At 30.5% G+C, this 26,105-nt stretch carries 29 protein-coding genes and 1 riboswitch; of the genes, 6 read left to right on the top strand and 23 right to left on the bottom strand.

All coding sequences use genetic code 11. From position 1 onward, the window contains the following. Nucleotides 1–7: 7 nt before the first annotated feature. From RDK80_RS04885 to RDK80_RS04850, 8 genes are all read right to left on the bottom strand, one after another. A complete protein-coding gene (locus RDK80_RS04885; protein WP_308523652.1) occupies nt 8–1,078 on the bottom strand; it encodes a GNAT family N-acetyltransferase in 1,071 nt (356 codons plus the stop codon). A gap of 10 nt (nt 1,079–1,088) precedes the next feature. Beyond that, the gene (locus tag RDK80_RS04880; RefSeq protein WP_094899103.1) at nt 1,089–1,562 is read right to left on the bottom strand and encodes a hypothetical protein; all 474 of its coding nucleotides are present in this window, start codon (nt 1,560–1,562) and stop codon (nt 1,089–1,091) included. A gap of 101 nt (nt 1,563–1,663) precedes the next feature. Beyond that, nucleotides 1,664–2,014 (bottom strand): type II toxin-antitoxin system PemK/MazF family toxin, encoded by a 351-nt coding sequence (locus tag RDK80_RS04875; RefSeq protein WP_094899102.1) that lies wholly within the window; start codon nt 2,012–2,014, stop codon nt 1,664–1,666. Continuing rightward, the gene (locus RDK80_RS04870; protein WP_216561802.1) at nt 2,011–2,292 is read right to left on the bottom strand and encodes a CopG family ribbon-helix-helix protein; all 282 of its coding nucleotides are present in this window, start codon (nt 2,290–2,292) and stop codon (nt 2,011–2,013) included. Before RDK80_RS04870 ends, RDK80_RS04875 begins: the two co-directional genes overlap by 4 nt. 117 nt (nt 2,293–2,409) lie before the next feature. Then, nucleotides 2,410–3,579, bottom strand: coding sequence for an alanine racemase (gene alr, locus RDK80_RS04865; protein ID WP_308523651.1), 1,170 nt, complete (start codon nt 3,577–3,579; stop codon nt 2,410–2,412). A 13-nt stretch (nt 3,580–3,592) separates the two neighbouring features. After that, on the bottom strand, nt 3,593–4,210 hold the full coding sequence (locus RDK80_RS04860) for a hypothetical protein (protein WP_308523650.1): 618 nt from the start codon (nt 4,208–4,210) through the stop codon (nt 3,593–3,595). Nucleotides 4,211–4,224: 14 nt separating this feature from the next. Beyond that, the gene (locus tag RDK80_RS04855) at nt 4,225–5,514 is read right to left on the bottom strand and encodes an NAD(P)H-hydrate dehydratase (protein WP_308523649.1); all 1,290 of its coding nucleotides are present in this window, start codon (nt 5,512–5,514) and stop codon (nt 4,225–4,227) included. Then, a complete protein-coding gene (locus RDK80_RS04850) occupies nt 5,492–6,094 on the bottom strand; it encodes a hypothetical protein (protein ID WP_308523648.1) in 603 nt (200 codons plus the stop codon). The genes RDK80_RS04855 and RDK80_RS04850 overlap by 23 nt, the downstream gene beginning before the upstream one ends. 127 nt (nt 6,095–6,221) lie before the next feature. Between RDK80_RS04850 and RDK80_RS04845 the strand changes: the two genes are divergently transcribed. Beyond that, nucleotides 6,222–7,445, top strand: coding sequence for an MFS transporter (locus tag RDK80_RS04845; RefSeq protein WP_308523647.1), 1,224 nt, complete (start codon nt 6,222–6,224; stop codon nt 7,443–7,445). A gap of 75 nt (nt 7,446–7,520) precedes the next feature. On the opposite strand, the gene RDK80_RS04840 is transcribed toward RDK80_RS04845, so the two are convergent. Beyond that, complete coding sequence (locus RDK80_RS04840) at nt 7,521–9,134, bottom strand: ABC transporter ATP-binding protein (protein WP_308523646.1); 1,614 nt, start codon at nt 9,132–9,134, stop codon at nt 7,521–7,523. After that, nucleotides 9,131–10,777 (bottom strand): ABC transporter ATP-binding protein, encoded by a 1,647-nt coding sequence (locus RDK80_RS04835; protein ID WP_094899092.1) that lies wholly within the window; start codon nt 10,775–10,777, stop codon nt 9,131–9,133. Before RDK80_RS04835 ends, RDK80_RS04840 begins: the two co-directional genes overlap by 4 nt. Before the next feature lie 252 nt (nt 10,778–11,029). On the opposite strand from RDK80_RS04835, the gene RDK80_RS04830 reads away from it, so the two are divergent. Beyond that, nucleotides 11,030–11,293, top strand: coding sequence for a hypothetical protein (locus tag RDK80_RS04830; RefSeq protein WP_094899091.1), 264 nt, complete (start codon nt 11,030–11,032; stop codon nt 11,291–11,293). Nucleotides 11,294–11,535: 242 nt separating this feature from the next. Here the strand turns inward: RDK80_RS04830 and RDK80_RS04825 are convergent, their stop codons facing one another. The 12 genes from RDK80_RS04825 to RDK80_RS04770 form a co-directional block, all read right to left on the bottom strand. After that, nucleotides 11,536–12,330, bottom strand: a complete 795-nt coding sequence (locus RDK80_RS04825) for a class I SAM-dependent methyltransferase (RefSeq protein WP_308523645.1) — start codon at nt 12,328–12,330, stop codon at nt 11,536–11,538. A gap of 137 nt (nt 12,331–12,467) precedes the next feature. Then, on the bottom strand, nt 12,468–13,466 hold the full coding sequence (locus RDK80_RS04820; RefSeq protein ID WP_308523644.1) for a GNAT family N-acetyltransferase: 999 nt from the start codon (nt 13,464–13,466) through the stop codon (nt 12,468–12,470). Between the two features lie 207 nt (nt 13,467–13,673). Beyond that, a complete protein-coding gene (locus tag RDK80_RS04815; RefSeq protein WP_094899086.1) occupies nt 13,674–13,937 on the bottom strand; it encodes a CD3324 family protein in 264 nt (87 codons plus the stop codon). A 319-nt stretch (nt 13,938–14,256) separates the two neighbouring features. After that, on the bottom strand, nt 14,257–14,811 hold the full coding sequence (gene pyrE, locus RDK80_RS04810; RefSeq protein ID WP_094899084.1) for an orotate phosphoribosyltransferase: 555 nt from the start codon (nt 14,809–14,811) through the stop codon (nt 14,257–14,259). A gap of 134 nt (nt 14,812–14,945) precedes the next feature. Then, a complete protein-coding gene (locus RDK80_RS04805; RefSeq protein ID WP_308523643.1) occupies nt 14,946–15,842 on the bottom strand; it encodes a dihydroorotate dehydrogenase in 897 nt (298 codons plus the stop codon). Then, entirely contained in the window at nt 15,835–16,569 is a 735-nt protein-coding gene (locus RDK80_RS04800) for a dihydroorotate dehydrogenase electron transfer subunit (protein ID WP_308523642.1), read from the bottom strand. Before RDK80_RS04800 ends, RDK80_RS04805 begins: the two co-directional genes overlap by 8 nt. Next, entirely contained in the window at nt 16,559–17,416 is an 858-nt protein-coding gene (gene pyrF, locus RDK80_RS04795) for an orotidine-5'-phosphate decarboxylase (protein ID WP_308523641.1), read from the bottom strand. The genes RDK80_RS04800 and pyrF overlap by 11 nt, the downstream gene beginning before the upstream one ends. A 17-nt stretch (nt 17,417–17,433) precedes the next feature. Beyond that, on the bottom strand, nt 17,434–18,621 hold the full coding sequence (locus RDK80_RS04790) for a dihydroorotase (protein ID WP_308523640.1): 1,188 nt from the start codon (nt 18,619–18,621) through the stop codon (nt 17,434–17,436). Between the two features lies 1 nt (nt 18,622). After that, nucleotides 18,623–19,051, bottom strand: coding sequence for an aspartate carbamoyltransferase regulatory subunit (locus RDK80_RS04785; protein ID WP_094899077.1), 429 nt, complete (start codon nt 19,049–19,051; stop codon nt 18,623–18,625). Next, complete coding sequence (gene pyrB, locus RDK80_RS04780) at nt 19,051–19,974, bottom strand: aspartate carbamoyltransferase (protein ID WP_308523639.1); 924 nt, start codon at nt 19,972–19,974, stop codon at nt 19,051–19,053. The genes RDK80_RS04785 and pyrB overlap by 1 nt, the downstream gene beginning before the upstream one ends. A gap of 256 nt (nt 19,975–20,230) precedes the next feature. Continuing rightward, complete coding sequence (locus RDK80_RS04775) at nt 20,231–20,530, bottom strand: spore coat protein (protein ID WP_308523638.1); 300 nt, start codon at nt 20,528–20,530, stop codon at nt 20,231–20,233. A 15-nt stretch (nt 20,531–20,545) separates the two neighbouring features. Next, on the bottom strand, nt 20,546–20,752 hold the full coding sequence (locus tag RDK80_RS04770; protein WP_235601199.1) for a hypothetical protein: 207 nt from the start codon (nt 20,750–20,752) through the stop codon (nt 20,546–20,548). A gap of 124 nt (nt 20,753–20,876) precedes the next feature. Between RDK80_RS04770 and RDK80_RS04765 the strand changes: the two genes are divergently transcribed. The 4 genes from RDK80_RS04765 to RDK80_RS04750 all read left to right on the top strand — a co-directional run bounded on the left by RDK80_RS04765 (nt 20,877) and on the right by RDK80_RS04750 (nt 23,843). Further along, the gene (locus tag RDK80_RS04765; RefSeq protein ID WP_308523637.1) at nt 20,877–21,083 is read left to right on the top strand and encodes a hypothetical protein; all 207 of its coding nucleotides are present in this window, start codon (nt 20,877–20,879) and stop codon (nt 21,081–21,083) included. Nucleotides 21,084–21,172: 89 nt separating this feature from the next. Next, nucleotides 21,173–21,272: riboswitch (SAM riboswitch) on the top strand. Nucleotides 21,273–21,368: 96 nt separating this feature from the next. Further along, complete coding sequence (locus RDK80_RS04760) at nt 21,369–22,373, top strand: methionine ABC transporter ATP-binding protein (protein WP_094899071.1); 1,005 nt, start codon at nt 21,369–21,371, stop codon at nt 22,371–22,373. Beyond that, nucleotides 22,373–23,017, top strand: coding sequence for a methionine ABC transporter permease (locus tag RDK80_RS04755; RefSeq protein WP_308523636.1), 645 nt, complete (start codon nt 22,373–22,375; stop codon nt 23,015–23,017). The genes RDK80_RS04760 and RDK80_RS04755 overlap by 1 nt, the downstream gene beginning before the upstream one ends. 19 nt (nt 23,018–23,036) lie before the next feature. After that, the gene (locus RDK80_RS04750; protein WP_308523635.1) at nt 23,037–23,843 is read left to right on the top strand and encodes a MetQ/NlpA family ABC transporter substrate-binding protein; all 807 of its coding nucleotides are present in this window, start codon (nt 23,037–23,039) and stop codon (nt 23,841–23,843) included. Between the two features lie 53 nt (nt 23,844–23,896). On the opposite strand, the gene RDK80_RS04745 is transcribed toward RDK80_RS04750, so the two are convergent. Continuing rightward, nucleotides 23,897–26,038 carry a M1 family metallopeptidase gene (locus RDK80_RS04745; protein ID WP_308523634.1) on the bottom strand — a complete coding sequence of 714 codons (2,142 nt, stop codon included), beginning with the start codon at nt 26,036–26,038 and terminating at the stop codon, nt 23,897–23,899. Nucleotides 26,039–26,105 lie beyond the last annotated feature (67 nt).

The following is a 26,105-nucleotide window of genomic DNA, read 5'->3' as shown; positions in this document are numbered from 1 at the left end:
GCATCATTTAGTAGATATCTGATTCAATGGGCATAACATACCAGTTTTTCTCATTGATGATGTAGTTTTCCAATTCTTTTTTTTGTGTTAAATCCTTAACTACAAAAGCTATTAAAGACCTAGATTTGAAAAAACCTAATTTAACTAGAAATTGACGATATTTCATAGATTCAGAAGCCCAAGATACTACAAAATCTATTTTTTCAACTTTAAAATATTTTTTTGCTTCTAAGTAAAGACCTGTTAATATACTTTCATCTATACCTATCATGTCTACAATACTTCCTAGTTTTACATTGGATTTGCCTCTCAAACTTCGTTCTTCTATCTTTACTACCATGTATCCCATTAATTCATCTTCTAAATAAGCTCCAAAGGTCTTATAATGATTCTTAGGATGATTTTTGATTCTCCAGTTTAAGAATTCACTATCCCTTTTTGTCATTATTTGACTACTTATCTTTATTTTATCCCAAAGTATATCAAAGTCTTCATTAAATTCCTTTACTTCCTTAAATATATAAAGCTTATTAATCTTCATTGTCTTTTCCTTATAGATAAATTTTATGAATAAGGTACTAGGTAAAGCCAATGCTTTAGCTAAAGGTTTCAATTTTATTATACTAGATAAAAAATTATCTAATTTATAAGGCTTAAGTAGTAGTGGAATATCCCCTACTAGAGCTGCACTAATATCATCTCCTAGTAGGCCTCTCAATGCTTCGTTAGTTGGAAATCCAACTCTGATTTCTATTCCTTTTAGGGCAGCTAATTCATAAGACTTTTTAGCCATTTTCTCATATATACCTTTTCCTCTATATTCCTTGCTAATCATAGTATCTACTGAATGGCCTGCTAATATCTCTTTGTCATTAATTATAATCTTTGTAGGGATAAGTGTACATTGTCCTATTATCTTAGAGTCTTCTTCTGCTACAACAATAACTGACTCTCCCCATGGATTCTCCATGAATTGCCATCTCCAATATTCTTCTTCTCTAGATGCAGTGTATATTTCATTAAATAAATTTAATATTCCCTTTTCATCACCACTTTTGTACTCCCTTATATCAATCAAAGTACTCCTCCTATCGTATTTCATAATCTCCTTTAACTAGGAAAAAACTATTTGTTAAAGCTCTAGCTCCTCTTCCATCATCTCTAGGTATTATAAGTAAATGATTTGCTATGATATTTTCTTCCATTGCCAAATCTTTACCTACAGTAATATCTGTTAGTCCATTCATTACACCATTGACTACTATTGCTATAGCTCTAGCTTCTCCTGAACGTAGTATGATCTCTGTCCCATCTTTACAGATTAAAGATTTTCCTGCTGGCACTTCAACTACTGCCCATGATCCCGTAGTCTCATTTCCAGTATTTTTCTTTCCTAATTCTGTATCTACATAGTATTTTAATTGCTCTATTTTTTTCTCTACATAACTAAGAGTGACTAATGGATCTGATTCAGAACCTGGTTCCGAAAATACTCTTGTTGCTCCTAATAATATAACTATTGCACTTAATCCAATTCCTATTCTCTTAATTTTATTTTTCATATGTATTCCTCCAATTCACTATTCACTGATTTTAATTATACTACAAAACCAATAAAAAAATAAGCATTAAGTAATGCCTATTTTTAATATGTATGTATTCACTATAGTTCTATTAATCCTAAGCTTATTTTCAAGCATTCATCTACGTTAGACATCATTTCTTCACTGAATCTTCCTATTCTCTCTCGAAGTCTCTTTTTATCTATAGTTCTTATTTGCTCCAGAAGGACTACTGAGTCCTTTGGTAGTCCGTATTCTGGAGCATTTATCTCTACATGTGTAGGCAATTTCGCCTTATTTATCTGGGAAGTAATTGCAGCAATAATAATAGTAGGACTATATTTGTTTCCAACATCATTTTGGATAACAAGTACTGGTCTTACCCCTCCTTGTTCAGATCCTATAACAGGACTTAAATCAGCATAATATATATCTCCTCGTTTAACTATCATAATATCGCCTGCCTCTTAAGACTTGCTTCATATGTGGCTAGTTCAAGAATATCTTGTTCTAACCCCATTTCAGCAAAAGCTAAATTAATTTGACTCATTTCCTTATATCCTTCCCTCAATTTCTCAATAATATCTAATTTTTTTTTCTCACTAATAAAGAGTTTCATGGCCTCTGCTATAAAATCAGAACGGTTTTTATACTCCATAGGAACCATAACATCAACTTCTTCTAGGAGGCTATTGGGTAAACTAACTGTTATCCTTCTAGTCTCAGCCATAAAGGCACACCCCCCACACAAAATCTTGGATAAAAAATATATAAAATAGCCTAAAACAATTATATATGCTTTTCGTTGCCAATGTCAACCTATTCATCAATTTATTCCTTTTAAGCTTTATTCCAGTAAATAATCTTTTATCTTCACTATATTTCCATTAGATATATAGACTCTAGGAACCCTTCTACTTACCATGCATACAATTTCATAATTTATTGTACCAATTTTTTCTGCGAGTTCATCGGCATGAGGGTATTCTGGTTCACATCCAAATATTACCACTTCATCTCCTAGTTTCACGTCTTCTATATGAGTGACATCTATCATACATTGATCCATACATATTTTCCCTATTATTTTTGCCCTTTTACCATTTATAGTTACTTCAGCTTTCTCAGTTAGCAATCTAGTAAATCCATCTGCATATCCTATGGGTATAGTTGCTATCTTTGATTCCTTCTCTGTAACAAAAATTTGTCCATAGCTGATCCCAGTTCCTTTAGGTACTGCTTTTAAGTGAGATATCTTAGCTTTCAAAGTCATTGCTGGCTTTAACTCTATATCCTTTCTCACTTCATCTGAAGGATAAAAACCATATATCATTATTCCTGCTCTAACCATATTTAGATTATACTGTGGCAAATCAATAATTGCAGCACTATTAGATACATGTTTTATTGGTATATTTAATCCTTGTTCTTCCAAATCATTAACTATGTTTACATATTTTTCAAATTGACTTCTTGCATGAGATTTATCAGTTTCATCAGCTTTTGCAAAATGAGTAAAAATTCCTTCTATATAGATATTAGGAAGCTTAGATATCTTTATTATATCTTCTATAGATTCTTTAGCTGGAATAAATCCAATTCTACCCATTCCACTATCAATCTTAATATGAATTATGGCTGTTTTCCCTAGTTCTACTGCTTTATTTGATAATATCTTAGCTTCTTCATAGTTATATATAGCCTGAATTAAATCATAGTCCAATAGTTTTCCATATTGTGTTGGAGGTGTATAACCTAAAATTAATATTGGTTCAGTTATATTTCCTTTTCTTAATTCTATAGCTTCTGTTAGAATAGCTACTGCTAATCTATCTGCACCATTATCTAGGAAAGTTTTTGATATCTCTACAGAACCATGACCATATCCGTTAGCTTTTACTACAGCAGTAACTAATGCATTCTCGTTTGTATGTTTTCTCACCTCTCTAATATTGTGAGCTAAGTTATCTAAGTTGATTTCTGCCCATACTGGCCTTGTTTCATCTAAAGTATACATTTAATAATCCCCCTTATAATTTTGTCTTTAGGTTTCTAATAAATTTAAAGTTTTCATAAGTAATTTCTACCTGTAATGCACCACTCTCATCAAATATATTTAATTTATATGGAGTATAATTTTTCTTTTCTATCCAAATCTTTGCAGAATCCCTGTATTTATTTTTTTCCTCAAGCTTAAATTCAAAAGTAAGATATTCTTCATTATTTATCTCTTGAGTACTAATTGTATTTGATTTAGATATATTTTCATAAAATCCTCCTATTAGCATCTGCTTATTTAAAGATTTTATTGTTATTAATGATATGGATTGGTTAATCGATGGATGTTCAACAAAAACTTTATCATCAGTATTTAGTATTATTATACCCTTGCTTTCTTTCGGCTTTAAAATTTCTAATTTATATTTGTTAGGTTTGTTATATGTTTCTTCTATTAAATATATTGATTCTGTTTCGCCTGAAATAATTTTAATATTAGCTTTACATTTATATCCGTTATATTTTTCATATGTTTTTTCTATTTTAGATAAGACTCTTTTGTCTTTATACAGAATTTTCTCCTTAGAAGAAAAGTTACATGATGTTAATAAAACCATAAGGATCAATATAAATAATAGGAGCCTTTTCAATATCACCCCAACCTTTACTCTTGAATTTTTTTAATACTGTAGGGGATATTTTCTAATATATCTGTAGCAATAACTCCATATTCTCCTTTATAAATACTAGCTAAGTCTCCTGCTAATCCGTGACAAAATACACCTAGCTTTGCTGCATCAATTGATATTAATCCTTGACCTATAAAAGAGGCTATAATTCCTGTAAGTAAATCCCCTGATCCTGCAGTAGCCATTCCTGGATTCCCAGTTGCATTTATATATATTTCATTCTTAGGTGATGCAACTATGGTATTAAATCCTTTTAAAGCTACTATTATATTATATTTCTCAGAAGTATATTTAGAATAATAAATTCTATTTTCTTGGATTTCCTTTGTACTTATACCTAGGAATCTTCCCAATTCTCCTGGATGTGGGGTAATGATAATTGGTTGTTCTCTTTTATATAAAATATCTGGATTAATGGATAAACAATTTATTCCATCTGCATCTATAACTATGGGCCTTTTATAATTATTTATAATTTCTTCAATTAGATAAGTTCTTTCCTTATCTGCTCCAATACCAGGCCCTATGGCTATTGCATCCATTCCTTCTATTCCTTCTAAAATATCAGATAATGAATCTTTTGTAAAATATCCTTTATTCTTATCTTCTGCTGATTTTATTATTACTTCCGTAAGTTTTATGGACATAATGTTTTCTAAAGATTTAGGTACTATACTATATACAAGACCTGTTCCAGTTCTTAATGCTGCCATTGACGTTAAATAAGGTGCACCTGCCATCCCTCTACTTCCACCTATAACAGCCACTCTACCATAAGTTCCCTTATGGCTATCTCTACTTCTTCTAGGCAGTAATTTTTTCATAGAATCATCTATTTCTATATTTATATTATTGCTTCTATATCCTATTGCAAAGGCTAAAGCATAATCTTCCTCATGAGAAATAGATATTTCTATACTATCTAAACCCAGTTCTTCTAATTTTTCTTTTCCCTTATTTATAAGGTTTACATAGGGTTTTCCACTCGCACAATGAAGTATCTCTATTTCTTTCCAGCCTACAGACCCTATCCCTGTTCCTAGAACCTTGCTAATAGCTTCCTTAGCAGCAAAACTACCTGCTATAGTTGTGCACTTATGACCACCTTTAGAAATATATTCTATTTCTTTTACTGTAAATATCTTATCATAGAATCTACTCTTTTTCTCTGATATTATTTTTTTTATTCTATTTATATTCACGATATCTGTTCCCATGGATATTCTATCTTCACATATCATTTTATTTAAATCTCTCTTTATCAATTTTTTCTATAACTTCTGATCCTAAAAGTCCATGAAGAAAAGTATATGTCTCATTTATCCATTCTTCATAATCATGCTTTGTTTTTATTAAATTCTTTAATTTCTGTCTTAAAACTTCTATTTCACCTATTGATTGAGCAACAACCTTTTCTTTGACTTTAAGCTCATCATAACCATATTCAATTGTCAGATTTAACAATTTAAGATTTGCCTCTCTTATTTCTTTTGGTATTGTCTCAAGTTGAAAAGTCAGTTCCTCTAGCTCTTCATTTATACTAATCATTCGATTTTTATAATCATCTAAAAGTGCTATATTTTCAACTTTATTATCGTTATTTATTGAATCTGATATCCCAAGAATCATTTTCATACATTTTAATTTTTCCCTCTGCAATTCCCTGTTTTGAATTTCTAACTCTCTTTCTTTTGATACAAGCTCAATAAGTTCTTCTTTAGTATTTTGAATATTCTTATCATTAACATCTCCAAACAATTTAACCCAAGATTCATCATTATACAGTAAAGGTATTTTATTTTTAAGCAATATACTTTGATCTAAATTAATATTTCTACCAAACATGAGACCACTCCCTATATATAATTTTACTATTTTATTTGAATATTACAAACAATATAATTCTTTATTTAATTCAGAACTTATTATATAATGTTGCTAGAATCTGAATAAATAATAGAAGGTGTATAAATTGACCGAAAGCTCCATTTCTCTCCAATATGATTTTGATTATAACAAGAAAATTAATATTTTAAATGGAATTTTAGCTGCCGTTGTAACCAACTTAGTTAACCCATATTATTCAAAGTTTGCTGAAAGATTAGGAGCTACTGATTACCAGATAGCTTATCTTACATCCTTACCTCATTTTATAAGCATATTAGCTTTTATACCTGGAGCTATACTGATTGAATCATTAAGCAATAAACAAAAAACCATAGGCGGTACAATGTTATTACATAAGATTTTCTTTTTATTTATAGCTATTATACCATTTTTAAATGTAAATCAGGCTAGTCTATTTGTCCTAATGATAGGTTTGATGAATTTACCAGGTAGTATTGGAACTATGGGATATCAAGCTAGTATGGGAGATGTTTTTTGCATAAAAGAACGAGGCGAAGCAATGGGCCTTAGAAATAAATATTCTTCATTTGTTGGAATAATTATAACATTTATATCTGGGAAGCTACTTACATCTATACCAAAAACAGATAAAGATACTATAAAGCTCTATCAGATTTTCTTCATTATTGCATTTATAGTATCTGTATTTGAAGTGATTTCTTTCTTTAAATTTAAAGGTTTTACAAATAAAAATAAAAAAGAATCTAATTATTTATCTTCTTTAAAACAGGTACTAAAGGAAATACCTAATAATAAAAAATTCCTTCTATTTACTTTTGCATCACTTTTCTTTCATATTGGCTGGGTAGGTGCTCAACCTTTATTTAATATTTATACTATAAAGATATTGAAAGCTGATGAAAATTGGTTAGCTGCCATATCTATAGCTAGTGCCATTTCCTCAATATGGACATATACTAAATGGCCAAAATGGGCAGATAAAAACGGAAATAATGTAACTTTAGCTATAGCTATTATAGGAATGGGTGTAACTCCCCTTCTATATGCAGTCTCTAACCAAATATGGCTGTTAGTATTATTCAATGTTTTAATAGGAGTATCAGTGGCCGGTACAGTTCTGTTATTATTTAATATATTATTAGAAATCATTCCAAATGAAAATAGAACTATTTATATAGCTATCTATAATACTCTTATAGCTATTATCTCTGGTATTTCTCCTATTCTCGGTGTAAAGGTAATGGATATGACAAATATATACATTGCACTAATTGCAGTAGCTGTGATTAGACTGGCATCAAGTATATTTTTTTATAGAATGAAATAAAAAGACTTTCATCTAGATTAAGAATAGTAGATTTCCTATAGGTTATAAAAAATGAGCTAAATAGCTCATTTTTTATTATATAACTGCTTTATTTTTAACTACAAAAATTTTATCATACTTATCCTTTGTTTCTTGGAATATTACATGACTTACATTTACTATAGTTACACCGTCTAAATCTAATAATGTATTTTCTATCTCTTTAGCTACCTTAGAGTCTAGGCTTGCGAAAGCCTCATCAAGAAAAATTATGTCTGATTTGGAAAGGAGTCCCCTCGCTATGGCAACTCTTGATCTTTCTCCTCCAGAGATATTCTTTCCATTATCATATATCATAGTATCAAGTCCGTTTTGCAAACCTTTTACAAAGTCTTTCAATCCAGCTCTTTCTATAGCAAGATTAATTTCCTCTTCACTATAATCCTTATATAGGGTAATATTGTTCCTAAGTGTATCTTCAAATAGAAATACTTGTTGCTCCACATTAGAAATATTGTTAAAATAACTTGCTTTCTTAATATCCTTCAAACTTTTGCCATCAATTAATATATCTCCATTGGTGGGATTGAAATATTTTCTAAAAAGCTTTAATAATGTTGATTTTCCTCCACCGCTAGGACCTACAACTAAATACTTTTCTCCTTTCACGATGTTTAAATTAACATCTGTTAATACTTCCTTATTTTCATATCCAAAGGATACATCATTAAATTCAATGCTATTATTAAATTCATTTATATCCATTGTTTCTTTATGGTTGTCATAATTTTTAAGACTTTCATCCATTTTCTCAAATAATGATTTGACTGAAAATATCTTTGGAAACCATTCCGCTAGGTTCATCAGAGGAAAAATCACTCTACTCATATTATTTACTATTAAAATAACAGCCCCAGTAGTTATTGATCCCCTTATAGCCATAAAAGCTGATATAATAAGAATTCCAAATGTTGAGCTATACATTACAAGTTGCTGCAAAGATAAAGTATAAGTATGGATTTTATCTATTGTATATCCCTTATATTGAATATCTTTACTTTTATTATAAAAATCTTCTTTAACTTTTTCATTTAGATTATTAGCCTTAATAATTTGGAAGGCTCCTAGGACTTCTTTTATATAAGATGTATATCCTTCGAATAGATCTGACCTATGTTTTTCATGTCTTTGTAACGGCTTTCCTACTGCCATTGATAAAACCACTGATATTATAGATATGCCTATTCCAATAAACAGAGCTGATGGACTTACTGAGGCAATAACTATAAAGGATACTAAAAACCCAATAAAGCTGCTTCCTACTTCATATATTCCTTCTAAGTACTTCTTCTCTATATTGTTCATATCATTAGTTATAGCAGATAAATATTTTGCATTATTCTCAGATTGAAATTCATTAATATTTTTACCAAATAATTTCTCTACATAGTTGACCTTTGTTTTAACTAAGGATTTATATATATATAGTCCCCTTGTATAAGAAGAAAGGATGTTAAATGGAAGTGATAATCCAATAAATAAGAAGGCTTTTATAGCTTCTTCTTTAAATAAGTTCATATTTCCTTCCATAGCCGCATCAATTATCCTCATAATCTTAATAGTTATATATCCGTCTAAGGCTATTCCAATAGTCAGCACTAAAAATGCTAGGGCTAGATATACCCAAGATTTCTTTATGGACCTTTTCATATTGCCACCTCCATAAAGTATTCATTTGAATTATATTCATTAATTTGATTGTTTTTAATTTCTAAAATATGATCATATTTTTCTGTTATTCCTTCATAATATCTATGAGAAATAGCAATAACTGTACAATCTAAAGAAAGTATTGTCTCTTCTATCTTTCTTCCCAATTCTTCATCAAGGCTTGAGGTCCCCTCATCTACAAATAAAATCTCACAATCCTTAACTATGGCTCTAGCAATGGAAATCCTTTGTCGCTCTCCGCCAGATAAATTCTTTCCATTTTCCATTAACATTTCATGAATTCCATTTTCCTTTTTTTGAAGTAGATTATCTAGTCCTGCTTTATTGGCTGCCTCTTGAATTTTTCCTTCATGATAGGATTTATATAATGCTATATTATTATATATGGTATCCTCAAATAAGAATACATCTTGGTATATGAAAGAAACTTTATCATTTAAGCTAGATTCTTTAATTTCCCTATAATCTACGCCATCCACAGTTATTTTACCTTTATAATCATCATAAATCATTGATAGTAATTTAATCAATGTCGATTTACCCGCACCACTTGTCCCTTTGAGTAAATATTTCTTACCCTTCTCAATCTTGAAGGATGTATCTTTCAAAATTTCTTTTCCTTCATATTCAAAATATAGGTTTTTAACTTCTATTTCATTTTTAAATGTAAAATCCTTTTCCTTTTGTATATAAACCGAATCATCTTCATTGTTCTTTGTTATCTTATCATATATTTTAGCTGATGATTTGAGCTGATTAAAAAGAGGTAAAATAGAAGTAACATTCCATATACAACCATTTGCTAATTGCACCATAAAGGTTACTTTGGTTAAAGATATACCTTTTCCTAATAAAGTAGACAAATAAACCATAGATCCTATTAAGAATCCGAAGCCTAGGAACTCCATAATTCTTCTTTGGCTATCTGTATATATATTAAATTCAAACTTTTTTCTTTCTAATCCAGTAATAGATTTCAATGCCTTAGATAGAAATTGGTCTTCTATATTATTTAATTTCAATATCTCTAATCCATTAAAAATATTTGACATCTCTATGGCAAAATTCTCATTATATTCAGATACTTCTTCTTGAAGTTTAACTGTCTTACTTTCAAAACTCTTGCTAATAAAAAATAATATTATAGAGATAACGAAAGCACCTATGGAAAATTTTATATCTAAAAACCCTATTATAGTAAGTGATACTACATATACTCCACCGCGAAATATTACATTAATAAGCTGTAGAAAAAAGTTACTTTCAAATATATTAATATCATTGATTAGATTAGAAATATAGCTATCCTTGGATTTCTTACTAAACTCTTTATAGGATGAGTTTAATATCTTGTCAAATGCTAAAAGTCTAACATCTAGCAATGTATCCCTCATGAAGGATATTCTCATAAATCTAGATACTATATACATTACAGCTCCTAATACTGTTACTCCCAGTGAAATAAAACAAATTCTAATGAAATTTTCCATTGTTCCAACTTGAATACTACCTATAATCATTGACATAACCAAGTTTACCAATGTGTTATCTAACACTGGTATAAAGCAGGCCAGTATGTAAAATATAAATCTTGATTTCCGTTTAAGTAAAAGCTCTTTCATTGTATCCCCCCGTTTAATCAATTCACAATGCACAATTAACAATTATTAATTGTTCTAGTTCCTAATGATAGGATAGTATTAATTCTTAAAAATGTCAATAGTCATATTAATATTTTTAATCTTTATTTTAAATATATTAATACCCTAATTAAATATATTAATTTATTATGCAATTCTAATTTCTTAGGAAATTTTACCTTAGTATTAATGATTTTATGGTTAATACTATTGTTATAACTGGAGGTGATGGATATGAATCATAAAGAAAAGCTTAACCAACCCTATTATACTAAGCCTGTTAATAAAACACAATCTAATTTGCCTGATAAAACAGAAAATTTGGACAACAATAGTTTTTATCAAAATAGCGAGACTTTTCCTCCTAGGGGAAGTTTTATAAATATACCAGAAGATGTATTATTTGGACCCAATGCAAAATCATTAGATTCCATAATTCAAGATAAGAATGATAATATTAATTCAGATTTATATAAAGAAACAAAAAATAATAAATAATTTCCAAGTTAATATTCTGTTTCATCATTTCCTCAAAAACACAACATTAAAAGCTATGTGATTTCAGAAATCTCATAGCTTTTTAATATTTGTATATATCCCTTATCTTAAACTGAAGAATGTATACTATGAATTAATCTTACGATTCATTCCTTTTTCACACGACTTATTTTTAAGAAAATATAAGTTATTACGCCATATCATTGTGATTATAGTTTGTATAAGGAGTAATTATTACTGAACTAATAAACAGTGGCTTTTATGCTAAATGACATCGGAAATTTATCAATATTATATTCAAGATTAAACAACCCATTTCCTACACTTTTCATTCCACCAGCGTTGAAGAAGTTCTCCTTATACTCATTAAAATAATTAATATGCAAACCAGCATTTGTAAGAGCATTAATGATGTCAGAAACTGTATACATCCAAAAATATGCTTTTACGCCACGTTTCGGGGCTGAAACGTATCCACCAATAGAATCTTCTTCATCAGGAATTTTGCTGAAGTAGGGATACTGAATCTCTATTTCATTTTTCGCAAGTTTATCTGTATTAAAAGTTAAGAAAAATGGATGCGAATCAAAAACGTAAACAAATCCATTGTTATTTAAGAGATGACGAATTGTTCTTCCCCATTGACTTAGGTCTGGAAGCCAGCCAATGGCACCTTCTGAAACGAAGACCATATCGTACTTTTCATCATGTTTATCCATTAATGTCATAATATCAGACTCAATAAAATTGATATTTTCAATGTTTAAATCATTAGCAAGCTTTTTAGCATAAAAAACATTGTCTGGGACTAAATCAACACCTATAACTTCTCTTGCTCCCATTTTTGCTAAAAGTATTGTATCAGCTCCTGTGTTACATTGTAAGTGTATAACTCTCTTGCCTCTTAAATCACCAATTTCATTTTTTATATACATATTAAACTGATGGTTCCCATTTAATAGCTTTTTTTTGAATGCTTCATAATGATCTTGAGATACTTGTCCCCAAGCATGTTTATTTGAATCAATTTCTCTCATTTATTTACCCTCCATAAACATAAATTTTCTAACTCATTCACAGAATTTAAAATAATTTTACAATTAATCCTACTATCATTATAACTAGTTTTAAACACCTTAAAAATAGCTTACCTCTTCCTTTCCTGAACCTTATCCTAGAACTTTTTCTTTAGAAAGTACTGCTTTATACCATCAGGATATTCGTCTAATATAGAGAACACTTCATATCCACATTTTTTATAGAACCAAGGCGATTGATAACTAAATGTACAAGTATGGGCAAAAACACATCCATATGCTCTAGCTATTTTCTCTGCTTCAGTAATCAGTAGCCTACCATATCCTTTACCTCTATATTTTTCATCAATCCACATTACATCAATATACATGCAATAGTTGAAAGTATCGCATAAAATTGCCCCTATTGTTTCTTCATCAGAAGTTTTAAGATATAAATTAATATCAATACCCGGCTTTTTTAATACTCCTTCTGTCTTCATTACATTATGTTTAAATAATCCTTTACAAACACAATCAAAATCATCATTTGAAAAGTCTGTCGTTATTATGACGCTTTCATCAAACTTTTTATTCACATGAAGCCCACCATGCTGAACATCTCTTGCATATAAGATATTATTCAATGTTTTGATAATATCTGCTAAATCCCAAACGAACACATCAGCTAATATATCTTGCCCTTTAAAAGATTGAACAACTTGTTTTTTTACTTTGCCCCCTAGGTATAAGTAGTACTTATTAGAATGAACTTCATGCCAATTATATACTATTAGTTCTCTAAATCCGTATACCTTGAATTCATCTACTACGGCTTTGATCAATTTAAGACCAAATCCACGTTCCCGATATTCCTGATCTACGAACAGATAATTTAATTCTACCCCATTATCACTATCTTCCTTCTCTGCTATACTTGCTCCTACAAAACCAGCAAACTTTTCTCCATCAAAAACTCCATAAATGCGCCTTATGTCATCACATTTTTCGTTTATCCATGATATAAGAAATTCCAGTTCTTCTTCTCTGTCCATTACATTAGGTGGAATAACACCTCTATAATCATTATTCCAACATTCAATTCGTAAATCAACAGCCTTATATAGTTCCTCATTAGATAATCTGCGAATTAGCATAAATACACCTCATTCCTATACTTTATTTTCTCTCTCATTATTTCTATGAGATAATAATTAATCATAGATTAGACTATCTATTATGATATACAGCTTAAATTTTATTATATAGAGTATTACTTAAATATAATATGTCAAAAACAATTAATATAAGTTCTTAACAAAAAAGATTCATCTATTTAAAATTAGATGAATCTTCTTAATATTTTATTTAGAATAAACAATTCTTTTAATACTTTCAATGGAAAGACAAAATTCTTCTGCCAGTTCATCCATAGATAATCCCACAAGAAATTTTTCACGAATTTGGCTATTTCTGTGATCTAAATATACTCTATGACCTGAATTTTCTCCCCATTTTTTTCTAACTCCCTCTGGCTTAGGGATATAGATTAATTCCCCTTGTACATATTTCTGTATTTGTTTTAATAATTCTTCCGGAAAAATATTATTTGCTTTAATATATTTCATTCTAACTCCACCCCTTAAAAAATTTCGTTCTAAGGAAGCAAAGTCTACATTATAAACAATCTATTCACAAACAAGTTAGAATGAATATTGGCAATTATACTATTTTACTCCATACAAACTAATTGCCACCGTTTATCTTGTATGACTTTGCATGGAGGATGTGCCTGTTTTATAATTCCTTAAACGCATAAAAACACCACCTTTATAAATCTATCATCTCGTTAAAACCACATTTTTATATTATAATATATTGTTTGAAAAAGCAAATTTACATGGAAAAACAAAAATAATGCTACATGAGAATCCATCCCATGCAGCACTAAATTTTTCTACTTCCTGGTTTTACTATCGGTAACCCTTCCTTACATAAAGGACAATCTTCTATATCATAGGTTTTTATCTCTAATTTAGTTCCTCCATATACTGGATATTTAATATCACCTTTAGATCTATCAGCTATACATGCTATGCCAACAACAACCCCACCATATTCCTCAACAACTCTGATAGCTTCATATGCCGATTTTCCAGTGGTTACAACATCTTCAGTGATGAGTACCTTTTGTCCCTTTTCAATATGGAAACCTCTTTTTAGTTTCATTTCACCTTCTTCTCGTTCAGTGAATATAGCAGGTTTACCTAGCTGACGTCCTAGCTCATAAGCTACTATAATTCCTCCCATAGCCGGCCCTACAACTATATCAATATCTAAATCTTTAACCTTTTCTACTATAAAAGATATGGCTTTTGCTGCCTTATCTGGGTATTGTAATAGCTTTGCACATTGTACATATCTATCACTATGTTTCCCTGATGATAATAAGAAATGTCCTTCAAGCAATGCATTTGATTCCTTTAATAAATCGATTATCATACTAAAACCCCTTTCTTCAATTGGCAATTAACGATTAACAGTTAACAATTGAAAACCATAAAACCAATTAATAAATCAATGTTTTAATTGTTCTTTGTTAATTATTCTTTGTTAATTGTTCTTTGTTAATTGTCTTAAATTATTCCTCTAATTTCTTCCAGTGATTTAATACCTTCTCTATTCATAAAATCTTCTATACCTCTAATAATATCCACAGAGATATCTGGTTTAATAAAATTACCACTTCCTACTTGAATAGCTGTGGCTCCTGCCATAATAAATTCTATAGCATCCTCTGCTGTTGTTATTCCACCTATGCCTATTATAGGTACATCTACAACTTGATTTACTTCATATACCATTCTTAAAGCTATAGGTTTGATACATGGTCCCGATAAACCAGCTGTTATATTGTTAAATATAGGCTTTCTCTTATAAATATCTATTGCTAAAGCATTAAAAGTATTCACAAGAGAAAGTCCATCTGCCCCTGCTTCTACACATGTATATGCCATCTCTTTTATATTTTCAGCATTAGGAGATAGTTTTACTATTATTGGCTTTTTAGATAGTTTTTTAGCTTCCTTCACTACTTCTGATGCTGTGTTACATTTTATACCAAAGGCCATACCACCTTCTTTTACATTAGGACATGAGATATTAAGCTCAATAAAATGAACTGAAGTATTATTTAATAATTCTATCCCCTGTAGATAATCATCTAAAGTGCTTCCTCCTAGATTGGCTAATATTACTGTATCTTTTTTTTCCAAGAATGGTAGTTCATCCTCAATAAATCCCCTTACTCCAGGATTTTGTAACCCTATACTATTCATCAATCCTGAGGGAGTTTCATATATTCTTATCCCTTTATTTCCATCCCTTTTATTTAGGGTAAGACCTTTAGTAGATATACCTCCTAATTTTTCTATAGAAAAATATTCTTCGAATTCTCTACCAAAGCCAAAGGTTCCTGAGGCAGCTATGACTGGATTCTTAAGTTCTACACCACATATATTTACCTTAGTCATATAATACAACCTCCTCACCTTTGAATACTGGTCCTTCCTTACATACTCTTTCCATTCCTCTTATTGTCTCTATTGTGCATCCAAGGCAAGCACCTATACCACATGCCATACGATTTTCCATAGAAACATATACTGGAACTTTATCCTTACACATTCTTATCACTACCTCCATCATTGGAGTTGGTCCACAGGTTAAAACCAAATCATATTTACTTGGATCAAATAATTCTGTTACAAATCCTTTATGACCAGTAGATCCATCTTCTGTGGCGATAAATACATTTTTTACATAAGGTCTTATTTGGTCTAAAAAGTAAGCATTACTTCTAAATCCGCCGTAGATATCAACTTCTCCTAAAAGTTTTTTAGTCAAATATAACATTGGTGCAATACCTATACCACCAGATATCAATGCTATTTTCCCTTGAACCTTTAGATCAAATCCATTGCCCAATGGCCCTAGTATACTTAATCTATCTCCCTTTTTTAATTTTGATATAATATGAGTTCCTCTACCCCTAACTTCATATAGAAACTTTATTCTTCTACCTTCTACATCTGCAATACTAATAGGTCTAGGTAAAAATGGATCTAACTCTTCCCATCCTCTTATCATATAGAATTGTCCTGGTGCTCCCTTAAATTCTCCTTCAAGAACTATCTCATATATATTTGGACTTATTTCAGTATTTGAGCAAATTATTCCATCTTTATAGCTATCTGCCATAGCCAATATCCTCCCTCATGGAAAGCACTGCTTCTCTAGTATATTTTTCGAAGTTTTTAATTCCATCTTCATAGTTCTTATAAGCTGTAATTATACCTCTTGATGAGTTTACAACTCCCCCATTTCCTTCATTGAGATAGAGACTTACATCCTTACCTCCAGCTCCTTGGGCTCCATACCCAGGTATTAGGAAATACATGTCCTTATATCTTTCTCTAATTTCTATTGCTTCATCTGTATGAGTACCACCGACTACAGCTCCAATTAGGCTATATCCAGATTTGCCAATATAATTTTTTCCCATTTCCTCTAGCTTGTCACCTACATGGTAATAAAGATTCTTGCCTCCTACATCTAGATACTCTATATCCTTTGCACCCGGATTAGAAGTTCTAAGAAGTACAAATATCCCCTTATTGCCCTTGTCTAGATATTTAAAATATGGTGTAATGCTGTCAAAGCCCATATATGGATTAAGAGTAATAAAATCAGTTTCAAAATCACCCTCAAAATGCGCTTTAGCGTACATATCCGCTGTAGAAGCAATGTCTCCGCGCTTTACATCTCCTATGGATAGTGCATTAATGCCCCTTAGATATTCTAAGGTTTTCATATAGCCAAATAGGCCACGAATTCCATAGGCTTCATAATATGCAATTTGCAGCTTATAAATTGCAGTTATATCTTCTGTACAATCAATTATCTTTTTATTGAATTGAAAAATAACCTCGTCTATATCTTTATACTTCTTCTTTATTTTTTCAGGAATATAGTCTAGATTAGTATCTAATCCAACACAAACATTTCCTTTTTTCTCTACCTCATCATATAATCTATCAATTATCACATTCTCACCCCAGATTTTTAATCCTTATTTATATATTTAACCTCTCCATTTTTTAATGTCATGATTACCTGTCCGTAAAACTTCATTCCGTTAAATGGAGTATTCTTTCCCTTAGATATAAATTTTTCTCCATCTATTATAATTTCTTTATTTAAATCCAATAAAACTATATCTCCATCATAGCCTTTTTCTATTTTACCTTTTCTGACCTCCATTATTCTTCCTGCATTTCCTGACATTATTTTAGACAATTTCATTAAATCTATTTTACTGGATCTAACTAAAGTCGTATAAGAAACAGGAAAAGCCGTTTCTATTCCAGATAGTCCCGGAGCTCCTTTTTCTTTATCTTCTTTGGTATGTGGTGCATGATCTGTAGCTATAGTATCTACAGTGCTATCTATTATCCCCTGAATAAGTGATTCTACATCTTCCTTTGTCCTTATAGGAGGATTAACCTTAAAATCATTATCCCAAAGTGCTATATGATGTGGTGTTACTTCACATGTAACATTAACTCCTTCTGCTTTTGCTTTTCTTACTTCCTCAATGGCCTCTCTCGTACTTACATGGCATAAATGTAATCTTGCCCCAGTTGCCTTTGATAAATAAATATCTCTTATTGTAATAATATTTTCCGATATTCTATAGTCAATTGGAGTTAAATTATCATCTTCTGCATGGGTCATGATAGTTAGTTCTTTTTCCTTAGCCTTAGTCATAGCCTTATACATAGCGATATTCGATTTTATTCCTTTGCCATCATCAGAAATAAATTTTACTCTATTATCTAATCTATCCAAATGTTCAAGAGTATGTCCATCAAAATCCTTTGTGATTGAAACAGTTTGATGAACATCCACCAAATCCAGTTCCTTTGCTTTATTCAATACATATTCTACTGTCTCCATTGAAGAGCAAATTGGATTAGTATTTCCCATTAGGTTGACTAATGTATATCCACCCTTTAATGCTGCCAGTCCTCCAGTCAATAAGTCCTCTTTATAAGTAAATCCTGGGTCCCTAAAATGAACATGTAGATCGATGAAGGAAGGCATAAGAACTAAGCCTTCTCCATCTATTTCTGTACAATTATAATCTAAATTTACACCAAAATCTTCTATTATTCCATCTTTAATATATAAATCCCCAAGAAAATCTTTGGACTCATCTACTATTCTTGCTCCTTTTATTAGAATATCCACTCTATCCCTCCCAAGAATATATCTGATCACAATATTGACATTTATATCTTCCCTTATCTTCATCGATTAAAACAAATCTATGAACTATTCCTCTTTCATTAGAGGTTATACATCTAGGGTTTTTGCATTCAATGATTCCTTCTACTCTATCTGGCAATGATAAATTGATTTTTTCTGTAATTCTTTCATTTTCAATAATGTTTACTGTAATATTTGGATCAATAAATCCTAACATTGCTAAATCTATATCTATAACATTTTCAATTTTAATCATATCTTTACGTCCATGCTTCTTACTAGCAGCATTCATTATAAGAGCCACAGTAAAATCAGCCTCATCTAGTTTTAAATGTTTAAATATAAAAAATCCATATCCTGGCTTAATATGATCTATAACAATGCCTTTTGTAATACTATTAATATTTAACATTATTTCACCCCCAATAATTTAGCAATTAAAGCCATTCTAACAAACATTCCATATTTTGCTTGTCTAAAATACCAAGCTCTAGGGTCATTATCTACTTCCATGCTTATTTCATTTACTCTTGGAAGTGGATGAAGAATTGTTAAATCTGACTTAGCTGATTTTAACTTGACATTATCCAATATATAGCTGTCTTTTAGTCTTATATAATCAGCCTCATTGAAGAAACGTTCTTTTTGTACTCTAGTCATATATAGTATATCCAACTGATCAATAACTTCTTCAAGTCTTTCTACCTCTAAATAATCTAGAGCCTTTTTATCTAGAATCTCAGTCTTAATATATTCAGGAGTTTGTAATTCATTAGGGGATATTAATATAAATCTAATATTATCATATCTTGACATTGCTTTTATTAGAGAATGAACTGTACGACCAAATTTAAGATCTCCACATAGTCCTATGGTTAAATTAGAAAAGTTACCTTTTGCAACTCTAATAGTCAAAAGGTCTGTAAGTGTTTGAGTTGGGTGCTGGTGACCGCCATCACCTGCATTTATTAGAGGAATATCACAAAACTGTGAACCGTATTTTGGTGCCCCTTCCTTTGGGTGACGCATAGCAATAATATCTGTGTATGCTGCAACTGTTCTTATTGTATCAGGTAAATTCTCTCCTTTAGTTACAGAACTTGAACCTGGCTCTGAAAAACCTACTATTTTTCCTCCTAGCCTAAGCATTGCAGCTTCAAAACTTAACCTAGTTCTAGTACTAGGTTCGAAAAATAATGTCCCCAAAACTTTTCCATCACAAATATGGGTAAAGTCTTCTGGTCTCTCAATAATTTCTTGTGCTAATTGAAATATCTCTTCTAGCTCTTCCACAGTAAAATCCTGTGGATCAATTAGATGTCTTCCTTTTAACATTTTAATTCCTCCTTTAACTTAGTAGCCTTTTAAAGGATTAGCGTTCGAAAAAACCTTCCAAATAGGAAGGCACAAGTATACCATAAATATTTATCTACGCTCTCCTTCCTAACCTCTCTGGATTAGATTAAAGGTATTTATATCTATAATATAATAGCATATTAAAAATAAAATGTCTATAAATTTTGTCCTAGTTGTAATTAAAAATTTTTATTTAAAAATTGAGAACTCCTCAATTTGGAGTTCTCAATACTTACTATTGCATTTGCTGATTTGTATTTGTTGTAGTTGTAGTTGTACTATTAGCAGCTGATGTTAATGTGTTCTTTATTTGATTTACGTCATTTTTATTAGCTGGCGGCGCTGGCTTATAATATCCTTTTTGCTCGGCTATTTGGTATAATTGGTATTGCATTTGTTCTGCTTCATTTCTTAATGTTTGTAGAGTTGATCTTAATTGTTGATTTGAACATTCCATTATAGCCGTTGTATAAGTATTTATACTGGCTTTAGCCCCTGCTAAAATATCATTTACAATATCTCTTTCTTGCATCATTTATTTTCCCTCCTCTTATAATGAATTAATTAGGTTAGTAGCAGTAGTTTTTGCGTCTGTACTTGCTTGCTGAAGCATTTGCTTTAATTGTGGATCTTGAACTTGATTTGCATAAGTTCCAAACTTACTACTCATAGTTAAATGACCACCAGCAATTTCCTTTACACAGTTAAGTTCTTGTTGAGTTACACTATTTAAATTTACAGTATTTTTAAGTGCCATAAATACACTCCTTTCAATTTTTTTGTTCTCCTTTATTGTTTGTTAAAATACTTTTTTTATTCTTCCAAAAGATTCTTAAATATAATTAAATAAATAGGAAAAACTAAATTCAGGAGGTGTAAAAATGGAAAGAATCCCTAATATAAAAAACAATCCTGAATTCGACATATATTACCAAAGTGAAAATCTTCAAAACACAGATTTTACAAGCTATGAAAATTTGGATTCTAGAAGACCAGATGCTTATGTAGGCTTTTCCAATGATATATTTTTATATCCACAATCCTTTTTTACTAATTTTGATGATTTAGAATGGTACGATGAATTATAAAAAAAGGCAAAAGTAAAATTTTTTTAAATTTATAGTTGACAAAATTAAAAAATAGTATTAAAATGAACTTTAAAATCAACTGAATATAACTCTTATCGAGAGTGGCGGAGGGAATGGCCCTATGAAGCCCGGCAACCTGTATTATTACAAGGTGCTAAATCCAACGGTATTTATACCGAAAGATGAGAGAGGAATGTAGACCTCTTTCTTCTGAAGAGGTTTTTTTATTTAAGCCTCTTTAAAAAGAGGTTTTTGTTTTAGTAATTTAAGGGGTGAATATATTAAATGATTAAAATCGATAATTTATCTAAAATATTTTTTAGTGACAAAGAGAAATTAACAGCAGTAAACAATGTAAACCTGAATATAAAGAAAGGAGAGATTTTTGGGATTATTGGATTAAGTGGCGCTGGAAAATCCACTTTAATCAGATGTTTAAATAGACTTGAGGAACCAACGAAAGGAAAAATATTTATTGATGGAATAGATCTAACAGCACTTGACAAGGAAAGTTTAAGAAAAGAGCGAAAAGAAATAGGTATGATATTTCAACATTTTAATCTACTATCTCAAAAAACTGTTTATGAAAATATAGCCTTTCCTTTACAGTTAGAAAAAATGGATGCTGAAAAAATTCATAATAGAGTTAATGAGCTTTTAGAATATGTAGATTTAAAAGATAAAAAAAACAGCTATCCTAGTCAACTAAGCGGAGGCCAAAAACAAAGAGTAGCTATCGCAAGGGCTATTGCTAATAATCCTAAAATACTTCTTAGTGATGAGGGAACCTCTGCATTGGACCCGAAGACTACAAAGTCTATATTAGAATTACTAAAAAAAATAAGAGATGAGTTAAATATAACCATAGTGATGATAACCCATCAGATGGAAGTAGTAAAGGAAATATGCGATAGAGTTGCTATTATGGAAGATGGACAAGTTGTAGAAGAAAATACTGTAGAAAATCTCTTTAGAGAACCTAAGACAAAGATTGCCCAAGCCTTCATCAGTTCTTTACAAGGAAATATAGAAGAAGAAATTATAAATCCAAATGATTTTAAGGGAAAGCTTATTAGATTAAGTTTTTTAGGAGATAGTGCTAAAAAACCAATTGTATCTAAAGTAATAAGAAATTTTAATATTGATGTGAATATATTATCAGGAAATATCAACAAATTGCAATCCACTAGTGTAGGCCATCTAATATTAGAATTAATTGGAGAAGATGAAGAAATAGATAAAGCTCTTTCATTTTTAGAGAATGAAGATGTTCACGTGGAGGTGATATAATGGCTGAGTTAGTTATACCTTCTTTATTAGAAACTCTATATATGGTATTTTTCTCAACAGTATTTTCATTATTGCTAGGATTTCCACTAGGAATTCTATTGGTAATTACTGAAAAAGACAATATATGGGAAAAACCTACATTTAACAAGATTTTAGGAAGTATTATAAATGTAATGAGATCTATCCCCTTTATTATCTTAATGATTTTAGCATTTCCTATCTCAAAGCTTATAGTAGGTACAAAAATAGGTACAACAGCAGCTATAGTACCTTTGTCCTTAGCTGCAGCTCCTTTCGTAGCTAGAGTTATGGAAGGGAGTTTAAAGGAAATCGACAGGGGCGTAATTGAATCTAGTCTCGCTATGGGGGCTACAGTTCAACAAATTGTTGGAAAGGTTCTTATTCCAGAGTCACTTCCTTCTATAGTGTCTGGAGTAACCTTAACTATAATAAATCTAATTGGATATTCAGCCATGGCAGGTGCTATAGGAGGTGGTGGATTAGGTGATCTAGCTATTCGTTTTGGACTATATAAATGGCAAAAAGATGTAATGTTTGTAGCCCTTGTAGTCATTATAATTTTAGTTCAAGGAGTACAACTTTTAGGTAACTATATTTCTTTAAAAATAAATAAAAATAAATAAAATAAATGGGGGAATTAAATTGAAAAAATTATTATCACTTGTATTAATTGTCGTATTATCATTATCAGTTTTAGCAGGCTGTAGCTCTAAGTCTTCCGAAACGAACAAAATTAAAATAGGTGTATCTCCAGATCCACATGCTAAATTAGTTAGTTTAGTTGTAGATGATCTGAAAAAAGAAGGAATTGAAATTGAAATAATTGAATTCGCAGCAGACTATGTAACGCCAAACCTATCTCTTAATGATGGAGATATAGATGCTAATTTCTTTCAGCATGAACCTTATTTCAATGATTTTAAAGCAAAACAAAACTTAGACTTAGTCTCTTTAGGAAAAATTCATGTAGAGCCAATGGCATTATACTCTTCTAAATATAAATCTATAGATGAAATACCAGATGGTGCTGTAATAGCTATACCAAATGATACAGTAAATGGTGGTAGAGCTTTACTTTTACTCGAAGCTAATGGATTAATCAAACTAAAAGATGATGTTGGATATGCAGCTAACGAAAAGACTGATATAGTAGATAATCCTAAAAACATTAAATTTAAGGCTCTTGAAGCTGCTTTCCTTCCAACAACTTTAGATGATGTTGATGGCGCTATAATTAACGGTAACTATGCCCTTGAAGGAGGACTTAATCCTGTAAAAGATGGTCTTTTGATTGAAGGCGGCGAATCACCTTATGCTAATCTTATAGCCGTAAGAACTGGAGAAGAAACACAAGATAAATTCGTTAAATTATTGAAAGCATTACAGTCTGAAGAGGTAAAAAAATATATAGAAGAAAATTATGATGGTGCTGTAGTTCCAGCATTTTAAAGAAATAGAGGCAAGGTAAACTTGCCTCTATTAATAAATTTGTATTATAGAAATTATTTACTTGATTTATATTTTCCTTGGATCTCTATATCTTTTGTATCTATTATAAACTGCTTATCATGGCTGTACATTGGATTATATTTATAAATTGAAATATCGTATATAATATAACCTTCTCTTACTTCTATCCCATTATTTATATTATTTTTTTCTACAGCAGTATTCTCATACAAGAATATTACCTGTACTAATTTTTCTCGATTGTTAGGATTTTCAGCTATAAAAGTTCCTGTAATATTTTCATTTTTAATGGATATCCCTTCTATATCAATGGTTTCTCCATCTAACTTTATAGGTAATTCAGAGCTCATTTCTTTAATCACACTATGCTTATTTGGATATCCAATTAAAATTAAATTACCCTTTTTATCTGTTTCAGTTATATCTTTTTCTTCTTTAACCTTCATTTGTAAGTCAAATCTACCTGTGCCATCCTTTATTAACATTTGGGTAAACTGCTCGAATTTAGTTAGATCTTCTTCACTTAAATATTCTGGTTTTACTATTATTACATCTTCCCCTTCTAAGGCCCTAAGAGCTATACTGCCTATGATCAATCCATTTCTTTTTTCTGATTCCTTCAAATAACGCTTCTCCTGATTTAGATAATAAACATCTCGTTCCTCTTGTGTTAATTCAATATCCTCCGGATAATAGTTGGGTTGTGTTACTGCAGACTCCATAGAAATCTTTATATCTTTCCCTGCCACTTCTTCTATTATATTTAATAATCCCTCTATGGTTGCATTTTTGAACTCATTTCTTTCATAATAAGTCCTTAATATTTTTATAAATTTTTCTTCTCCTACTTTTTGTTTGAGAGATTCAAAGAAGGCAGGTCCCCTCCTATATATAGCTTCTCCATAATCTCCCCAATCCTTAAACTGGTCTACATTACTATTTAACGGTAATAAAGTTGATGGATATATTGAATTTCGTATAGCAGAATCAATTCCGTTTTGATGATTTTTTCCATATTCTTTTTCAAAGTAGTAAGCAGTAGTAAATACTGTTAATGATTCATCTAAAAAAGGCTCCTCAAATTCATTATTTCCAACTGCTACATACCACCATTGATGAATAGTTTCATGAACTGCTGCTTCTATTAGAAATGAAGCACTTTCTTCTATATTAATATCTTCCATATCCCAGTATCTTCCCATTTGTATTGCTTGAGGGTATTCCATAGCTCCCCCACCTAAATATGTTTCTGCTATCCTCAGTTCATCATAAGGGTACTTCCCTATGGTTTTATTCATAAACCTTACGGTCTTAACTACTTCATCTAATAATATATCTGCAGTCTTACTATCTTTTTTGCCCTCCTCTAAGATATGGTAGTTACTGACTTTAATTCCATCTACTTCCTTAGTCTCTACTTTATATTTATCACTCATAAAAATAACAAAATCTCTAACCTTTTCAGCTCTTATAACTATAGTCTTATTTTCACCATTTTCTTTCTCCTCTATTATGGTTCCTGTTGGCGCTGCTATCATCCTCTTAGGTACAGTAAGCTCTACATCATAATTTGAAATATCACTATAGTTGGACTCTCCTATGGTATGGAATGGATTTTCATCCCATTTCTTATCCTTGTCATTATAGACAGATAGGATCGGATACCAATTTGTCAAGGAATAAACTCCTTCTAAATGATGTAGGCGATGATGCCCCTCGGGAATTTTTACAGTGAATCCAATTTTAACTTCTATCTTCTCACCCTTTTTTAATGGTTCTTCCATATTTATTTTTAGTATTTGATTCTCATCTGTATATTTAGTTTCTTTATCATTAATATAAACCTGTTTTATCTTAATATTACCCTTCTGTTCCTCGGTTAACTTAGGCATTTCCTCCCCTTCCATTAGATACATACCACCTATAGCTGGTAATGTCTCATAGGATTCATAAGAATTGGGATAAAGATGAAACACTAGACTATTTAAGTCTGTATTATAATTATTAGTAAAAATAACTTTCTGCTCTCCCTCTACAGTATGATCCTCAGTATTTAAAATAATGTTCATTTCATACTGAGTTAGATTACCTAAGTCTACTGCAAATCCCAATTGAAAACTACTTAATAGGATTACTAAAATTAATGCAATTGATAGAAAACTTTTTTTGTTCATGATATATCCCCCCTGATTTTTGGTAATTTTATTACCATCTTATCATAGATTGCCTATAATTTCCAGA

Origin of the sequence: uncultured Tissierella sp. (assembly GCF_902479755.1) — a bacterium.
Taxonomy (GTDB): Bacteria; Bacillota; Clostridia; order Tissierellales; family Tissierellaceae; genus Tissierella; species Tissierella carlieri.
The sequence above is the reverse complement of the archived record's forward strand: the minus strand, read 5'-3'. Positions and strand labels throughout refer to the sequence as shown.